This is a genomic window from Desulfovibrio sp. 1188_IL3213 (assembly GCF_036763145.1).
In the GTDB taxonomy this organism is placed as follows: domain Bacteria; phylum Desulfobacterota; class Desulfovibrionia; order Desulfovibrionales; family Desulfovibrionaceae; genus Desulfovibrio.
The window spans coordinates 1-7,235 of the sequence record NZ_JBAIYR010000085.1 but is presented as its reverse complement, the minus strand read 5'-3'; the positions used below and the strand labels follow the sequence as shown (position 1 = coordinate 7,235).

The 7,235-nt window shown below is 56.9% G+C and carries 6 protein-coding genes and 1 pseudogene; 4 read left to right on the top strand and 3 right to left on the bottom strand.

Annotated elements, in window-relative coordinates:
* Positions 1-205, top strand: a pseudogene (locus V6C16_RS05720) (hypothetical protein); the annotation flags it as partial.
* Entirely contained in the window at positions 205-1,017 is an 813-nt protein-coding gene (locus tag V6C16_RS05715; protein WP_333536697.1) for a MinD/ParA family protein, read from the top strand. The pseudogene V6C16_RS05720 and the gene V6C16_RS05715, both read left to right, overlap by 1 nt.
* Positions 1,018-1,099: 82 nt before the next feature.
* Here the strand turns inward: V6C16_RS05715 and V6C16_RS05710 are convergent, their stop codons facing one another.
* Entirely contained in the window at positions 1,100-1,237 is a 138-nt protein-coding gene (locus tag V6C16_RS05710) for a hypothetical protein (protein WP_333536696.1), read from the bottom strand.
* Positions 1,238-1,246: 9 nt separating this feature from the next.
* Between V6C16_RS05710 and V6C16_RS05705 the strand changes: the two genes are divergently transcribed.
* Together V6C16_RS05705 and dapA are read left to right on the top strand one after the other, a co-directional pair.
* Positions 1,247-1,522, top strand: a complete 276-nt coding sequence (locus V6C16_RS05705; protein WP_333536695.1) for an HU family DNA-binding protein — start codon at positions 1,247-1,249, stop codon at positions 1,520-1,522.
* 116 nt (positions 1,523-1,638) lie between these two features.
* Complete coding sequence (dapA, locus tag V6C16_RS05700) at positions 1,639-2,517, top strand: 4-hydroxy-tetrahydrodipicolinate synthase (RefSeq protein WP_333536694.1); 879 nt, start codon at positions 1,639-1,641, stop codon at positions 2,515-2,517.
* A 294-nt stretch (positions 2,518-2,811) separates the two neighbouring features.
* Here dapA and V6C16_RS05695 read toward each other — a convergent pair whose 3' ends face one another.
* Both V6C16_RS05695 and V6C16_RS05690 read right to left on the bottom strand, forming a co-directional pair.
* Positions 2,812-4,011: an iron-containing alcohol dehydrogenase gene (locus V6C16_RS05695; protein WP_333536693.1), complete on the bottom strand. Its 1,200-nt coding sequence runs from the start codon at positions 4,009-4,011 to the stop codon at positions 2,812-2,814.
* 1,173 nt (positions 4,012-5,184) lie between these two features.
* The coding region (locus V6C16_RS05690) for a hypothetical protein (protein ID WP_333542872.1) at positions 5,185-7,235 on the bottom strand (2,051 nt) is incomplete at its 5' end.

Sequence of the window (7,235 nt, the reverse complement as noted above, 5' to 3'; positions counted from 1 at the left end):
CATCGACTATGCCGATGCCGGCAGCGCCATTACCGCCGAAGCCCTGCTGGCAAAGGCGCGCGGCGCCCTGCAAGAGGCGCTGCTGCAAACACAGCAGCAAAATTCCGGCCGGATCTGCCTTGCAGACAGCGCCAGCCTGGAAGAGCGCGCAAGCCTTGTACATTCCAGCGAAAAACGCTTCCTTTTTTTCGGGAGAAACAACTGATGGCAAATAAAACCCTGAGCGTGGCCCTGCTGAGCGGCAAGGGCGGAGTCGGCAAGACCAACATAACGCTCAATATGGCCTGCGCCCTATACCAGATGGGTTTTAAAAACCTGCTGATGGACTGTGACCTGGGCCTGGCTAATCTGGATGTTCTGCTGGGCATCACCCCTGAAGGCAACCTGCAGAATACCCTGCTTGGCGAAGCCAGCATAAGCGACGTGCTCTATCAGGTTGAAGCCACGGGCTTTGACGTGCTGCCTGCGGCCTCCGGCGTGCCGGAACTTACCGAACTCCAGCCCGACACGCGGAACATGCTGCTGGATCGCCTTGAGCCGGAACTGGATAAATACGATTTTGTCTTTATGGACGTGGGCGCGGGCATTTCCGGCACGGTGCAAACCTTTGCCGCCCTTGCCACCATGCGTATTGTCGTCATTACTCCCGAGCCGACTTCGCTCACAGACAGTTACGCTCTCATCAAGGTGCTCAACGCCCGCTACGGGCTGCAGGATTTTATGGTGGTGGTCAACCAGGTTGCTTCCGCAAGCGAAGCCAAGGCTTCGTTTGACAAACTGCACGGGGCCTGTCGCCATTTTCTGCATCTTGAACCGGTCTTGCTGGGGCATATCCGCGACGACAAAAAACTTCCCGAAGCCGTGTGCCGCCAGCAGCCGCTCATGCGCATGGCCCCCGGCAGCCCCGCGGCCCAGGACATACAAAGCCTGGCAGCACGCCTGCAAAGGCTGCGCCTCGGCATGGCCGACTGGCTGGCGCCGAGAAAGGTGCTGCAGGCCGTAGCCGCAAAAGAATGAGGAAGACGGCCTAAAAACCGCGCGAACTGTTTACCTTGTTGCATAAAAAGTATAGAGATGAATTAATACTAGATGCCTATCGTTAGCCCTTGGCATTCAGGCGACAAAGCACTTTGACAGCGCGAGGCGACACGGCAGAATCGCCAGCAATATCTTCAAGATAGTGGACGAACACCGCTGTTTCAGGCAGAATGCCTTTGCGGGCAACAAACGCAGTCACGGAGGCGTGATGAACAAGAGCGAACTTATCAAGGCGCTGGCCGACGAAACCAACATTCCCTTTGATGATGCGTCCATGGTGGTCAACACCTTTTTTGACGCCATGAAACAATCCCTTCTTGCCGGCGAGCGTATTGAAATACGCGGTTTCGGCAGCTTCAAAATCAAAGAGTACGAAGGCTACGCAGGCCGCAACCCCAAAACGGGTGAAAGCGTCACCGTACCCTCGAAACGTCTGCCCTTCTTCCGCGCCGGCAAGGAACTGAAAGAATTTATCAATCAATAGGCATTGTTGCATAACGCGGCCTTGCCGCCACCCGAGCCGAACCGCGTGAAGGCCAGCCCTTCACGTCTAGGTGCTCGGCCATCCATGGGCGCGCAGGGCGCGCCAAGGAGTTTGTTATGCTGTTTTCAGGTGCACTGACAGCGCTGGTCACCCCGTTCAAGGATGAGGCCCTGGACGAGGAAGCCTACCGAAATTTCATCGAATTCCAGATTACGGAAGGCATCCACGGCCTGGTTCCCTGCGGCACTACCGGCGAATCCGCCACGCTCAGCCACGAAGAGCACGAAAGGGTCATTGAAATCTGCATTGATCAGGCCAAGGGCCGCGTTCCCGTACTGGCCGGGGCCGGGTCCAACAATACGGCAGAAGCCATACGCCTGACCCGCTTTGCCCGAAAAGCCGGGGCAGACGGCGCCCTGCTCATCACCCCCTACTACAACAAACCCACGCAGGAAGGGCTGTACCGCCACTACAAGGCCATCGCCGAAGCCGTGGAAATGCCCCTTGTTCCCTACAATGTGCCTGGCCGCACGGGCTGTAACCTGCTGCCCGAAACCCTGGCCCGCCTGGCGAAAGAATTTTCACACATCGTGGGCGTCAAGGAAGCCACCGGCGACATGGCCCAGGGCAGCAAAACCCTGTCCAGTTGTCCTGCGGGCTTCAGCGTTCTTTCCGGCGACGACTTCACGGCCCTGCCCCTCATGGCTCTGGGCGGCAAAGGGGTTATTTCCGTCACGTCCAATATCGTACCCGGGCGCATGGCCGCCATGTGCAACGCCTTCAACAAGGGCGATATTGCCGAAGCCGCGCGCATCCATCATGAGCTTTTTCCTCTGCACGAAGCCATGTTCATCGAGAGCAATCCCATCCCGGCCAAAACGGCCCTGAACCTTATGGGCAAGATGGAAGCCGGCCTGCGCCTGCCGCTCTGCCCCATGAGCGCGGCAGCCAAGGAAAAACTCGAAGGCGTACTGCGCCGGTTAAAGCTTATTTAGAACATTTTCACTTTGAAATTGCTCTGGCGACTGTGTGAGCAGGCGCCCGCAGCGGAAGGCGCAAGGACAATTTATTTGCGCTGTTAAGCATCGAAGTAGATTTTGAGAATGCCATTCTCAAAGTTAATCGACTCTAGTATAATTACATGTACGCCTGCCTTGGCATCTGCCAAAGTGACGCGTTAACAGCACAGAATATTTGCCACACAAAAAAGGCCGCCCAAAATGGGCGGCCTTTTTTGTGCTTTTTGCGGCCCCGCCCCAGGGGCGGGGCCGCAAAACACTGTCAGGAACCTACATGGCAGCCTTGTAAATGGCGGCCACAGCGGCGTCGGTCATGGTGCGGGGATTGGTAAGACCGCAGGCGTCTTTCTGCGCATTGGCGGTCATGGTGGGGATGTCCGCTTCTTTCACGTCCTTGCCGTACTTTTTGCCAAGAGCCTTGAGCCCTTCGGGAATACCCACATCAGAAGACAGGGTATTAATGGCGCAAATGGCTTTTTTAGAGGCTTCGTCAGCGCTCAGACCGTCGGTGATTTCGCCCAGCAGACGGGCAATGCGGCCGAAGCGGCGGCGGGTAGCCATGCGGTTGTATTCGCAAACGTGGGGCAGCAGAATGGCATTGCATTCGCCGTGCGGCAGGTCATAGAAGCCGCCAAGCTGGTGGGCCATGGCGTGCACATGCCCGAGGCTTGCGTTGTTGAAGGCCATACCGGCCAGATACTGGGCGTAGCACATGCCTTCGCGGGCTTCCTTGTCCTGGCCGTTAGCCACGGCGCGACGCAGGTAGCGGTTGATAAATTCCATAGCCTTTTCAGCGCAGGCATCAGTCATGGGCGTAGCGGCCGTAGACACGTACGCTTCAACGGCGTGGGTCAGGGCGTCCATACCCGTGGCGGCGGTGAGGGCCGGGGGCATGCCCATCATGAGCAACGGATCGTCAATGGCTACGCCGGGCGTACAACGCCAGTCAACAATAGCCATTTTCACTTTGCGCGAGGTGTCGGTGATAATGCAGAAACGGGTCATTTCGGAAGCGGTACCGGCCGTGGTGTTGACGGCCACGTAGGGCGGGAAGGGCTTGGTGGACTTGTCCACGCCTTCATAGTCATGAATCTTGCCGCCGTTACCCGCAAGAAAGCCCACGCCCTTGCCGCAGTCGTGCGAGCTGCCGCCGCCGAGCGTGATGAGGCTGTCGCACTTTTCTTTCTTGTACATTTCGAAGGCCGCGTCCACGTTATGATCAGTGGGGTTGGGCACGGTCTGGTCGTAAATGGCGTACTGCATCTTGGCTGCATCAAGAATGCCGGTAATCTGCTTGAGAATGCCAGCCTTGACGATACCCTGGTCCGTAACGATCAGCGGTTTGCTGCCGTTGATGTTTTTGAGACGGGCGGGAATTTCCTTGGAACACCCTTCGCCCACAAGAGTAACATTGGGGATAAAGAAAGACGTGACCTGCCCCATGTGCATGCTCTTAAGCTCCGTACTCATATGCGACTCCTAACGTTATGCGGATACAATCTCACGACATGTACCACCCTTGTACCGCAGTGATAAGGAAATAACCTTGCAAAAAAGAATACAGCATCAAAAAATTCAATGCAAGCATCTTGAAGCATAATGTAAAAGTAATTTGTATAGTTATTTTTCATACCAATACATGTTATTTTTTACACAACTCAGTATAGATAGTTCCTTTTTGCACAATAATACATTGTTTGATTGTTCACCCAAAAAAGAGAAAGCGTGATCAACCCGCTGAAAAGAAAAAACAAAAACGTCCCCCTCCCCCATGCCTTCCAACGGGACAGACAGGTCCACCCCCCGGCCGCACATACATGGCCTTACGCACGTGCCAAGATGGACTTCCCCCGGCATGACGCACTGTTTCACGCAATGGATTACATGAATTATCAGATCAAAAAATGCTTGATCATTGCTGAATATACATTCTCAACGCTGTCATAACATATGTCAGAGGCTTTACCGCACAGGAATGCAACAGTTTTTCCCACTTTCCTCCCCTCCAATGGGGATACCCCTTAACAACGATCCGGCTTATGCAGGAGGCGATTGCGACACGGCACACCGCCGCCATATTTTTCTGTCTGTTGTCCTGATCGGTAACGATCTCCCGCTCTGGCGATCTTGCCGTTGCATTGCGCGATGCGGCGAGAAGCCACGAGAGCAAAGAGAGAAACTTTCACGACAGAGGCCGCGCAGGCCTGGCAGAGAAGGTAGGCAGCGGGCGTGCAACGAGTGGGGAGCAGCCGGACAACGCGTAGGGGATGGGCGGTGAGCGGGGTGATGACTGGGCAACGGGCGGGAATGTCTGGGCAACGATCAGCTAGAGCAGATTAACTTTGAGAATGTACATTCTCAAAGTTTAAGTCACGCTCGCTTCGATGCTTAACCGCGCAAGTAAATTGCGCTTGCATCTTTGCGGCGGGCGACTGCTCACGCAGCCGCCAGAGCAATTTCAAAGTGGAATTGCTCTGACGGCAATGCCCAAGGCAGTGGAGTATCGGGAGAAGCCGATGGTACGGATGAAGCTACGCAGAGGGGGCCTGGCAGGGAACGCATCCTGACAGGCCCCCAACTGTCTTCATTTGGGCCGCACGCCGCGCAGACGGCATAAGCAAAACCGTGTGCGCGCTTGAAGCGTTACACGCTCTGACTTTTAACGGGCGACGACCTTTTTTTTGCCCTGTCCGCCCGCGTCATACCTGGTTCACGCATCTTGCCGGGGCGGCACATGCGGCTCAGGCGACGCAGGTACGCCTTTCGCTTGTCCAGAAAAAAGGCCAGCGGGCGCGAAAAATTCCGCCCCAAAAGTCCGTCCACCAGGAGTTGGCTTATTTCTCGCTCACGGGTCAGCACCAGCTGCGAACGCGCCAGCACGTTGCGGTCGGCCTCGGGCATGGCCCTCGTAATCTGGCGAAAGGCGTCCTGCGCCCGGGGCTGGTAAAACCATATGTACATGAGGTCCAGAGCATTGACGATGAACGCGCGTTCCAGATCCTTGCCCTTGGCCCCGCCGCTGCCCTGAAGGCCGCCGGGCCGGGCCAGCTTGATCAGGGCGTCTTCATGCGGAAAAAGCAGCTCCAGCCTCGTATAGCAGTCAAAGAGATTATTGAGCTTGCTTCTGTAGTCCCACCGGCGCATGCGCAGGTTTACCTGGCTGTCGGCGTAGCCTTCGATCAGCGCGGCCACGGAATCCGAAGACATCTTTGAAACCACGGCGGCACTGGGTACAAGGTAGAGTTCCGGGGTGGCGACCCCCCATGCCAGCAGCCCATAGTACAAAAGCGAATTGTACAGGGAAGAGACAGGAATGGACAACACACTGCGGAAAAGGTTGCCGATGGCCGCCTCTTTGGGGAAGCCGCGAAACACGTTGTGCGCGCAGATATAAAATCCGTTGATGATGCTCAGGACGGTAAAGACCGTCCACGGGCTTTGGGCCACGGTGATATTGAAAGTTCTGTCCAGCAGCCACACGCGCACCATGACTTCGAGCAGCAGAACAGAAATGCCCGTATACATGAGCGAATCGCATAAACGGTTTACGCTGACCTGATCCCGCCAGTGAATAAGGGTATCGCGAGTGGCCCCTTTGGCGGCCAGTACCATCTGCACCACGTTGCGCACCCCTGTGATGCCGAACCAGATAAATGTGCCGCCCCAGGCAAGAACCCACCAGTCCTGCGTATACAAAAAGGAGAAAAAGGCGGGAACAAAGCCCAGCAGCACTTTGAGCCAGTTACAGAACGAGCTGTTCAGATAGGCCGCCCCCGGCTTTGCGGCGCCGGCCTGATCCTTTTTTTTGCCAAGCAGGTTGTTGCCCACTGCGGGGCTGAGGCCGCCGAGATTCATGATATTGCCCTGGCCGCACACATGAAAATCTTCGCTGGCGGTTTTCCACGCTTTACGGCACTCAAGCCCCAGGTGGCTGCAACCGGGCAACCAGCGCAGGTATGAGGCCGCACGTTGCCAGATCGAGGGGTTGCGCGGCTTGGTATAGCTGAGCACCTCTTCCACCGGCGAGCAGATGGGAATCTCAAACAGCTGCCGCCCCCTGTACCGGCGGGCCGGGCGGCCTTTTCTGGGCAGGGTGTCCTTGATGGCAAAGCCCATGCCGTAGGTAATACGGCTTGCGGAGCTTGTACCCAGGCGCGAACCCAGGGGCTTATGGCGGTAGTGTTCCCACAGTTTTGGCACGTTATGCAGGATGTCGCGAAACTTGGCGGCCCGCTCTTCGTCCACGGTGCGCATGCGGCGCACCATCTGCCGTATGATCTGCTTCACCCGCGGGCCGAGCCCCTCATTGAGCGCCTGCTGCAGTTCGCTGATGGGCTTGAGGTTGGCCTGCTGCCGCTCCATCCAGCTTTTCATGTTAAAAATTTCCAGATGGGTGATGTTGCCCCTGGAATCCCACAACAGCTCGGCCACGTCTTCCACACTCAGGCCGGAGGTGCACAGCACCAGGCGATAGCCCGGCGTCAGTTCCACAAGCTCCCGCGTAAGCTCCAGTACGGAAAGCCGCATGAGGTGCGGCATTTCCTCCGGCGGGGGCGGACAATCCAGATCGGGCAGTTCGGGATGCAGCGCGGCCGACAGCCATTCCTCAGCGATATGTTCCGGTCCCATGGTTTCAAGCACGGCCAGTTCGGCGCGGGCAGTGGCATCATCGCGCTCGGCCAGCCTTGAGGCCC

Bases quoted from the DNA above. Each gene is read 5' to 3' on its own strand.
- V6C16_RS05715 (WP_333536697.1), top strand. From the start codon at position 205: ATGGCAAATAAAACCCTGAGCGTGGCCCTGCTGAGCGGCAAGGGCGGA.
- V6C16_RS05705 (WP_333536695.1), top strand. From the start codon at position 1,247: ATGAACAAGAGCGAACTTATCAAGGCGCTGGCCGACGAAACCAACATT.
- dapA (WP_333536694.1), top strand. From the start codon at position 1,639: ATGCTGTTTTCAGGTGCACTGACAGCGCTGGTCACCCCGTTCAAGGAT.
- V6C16_RS05695 (WP_333536693.1), bottom strand. From the start codon at position 4,011: ATGAGTACGGAGCTTAAGAGCATGCACATGGGGCAGGTCACGTCTTTC.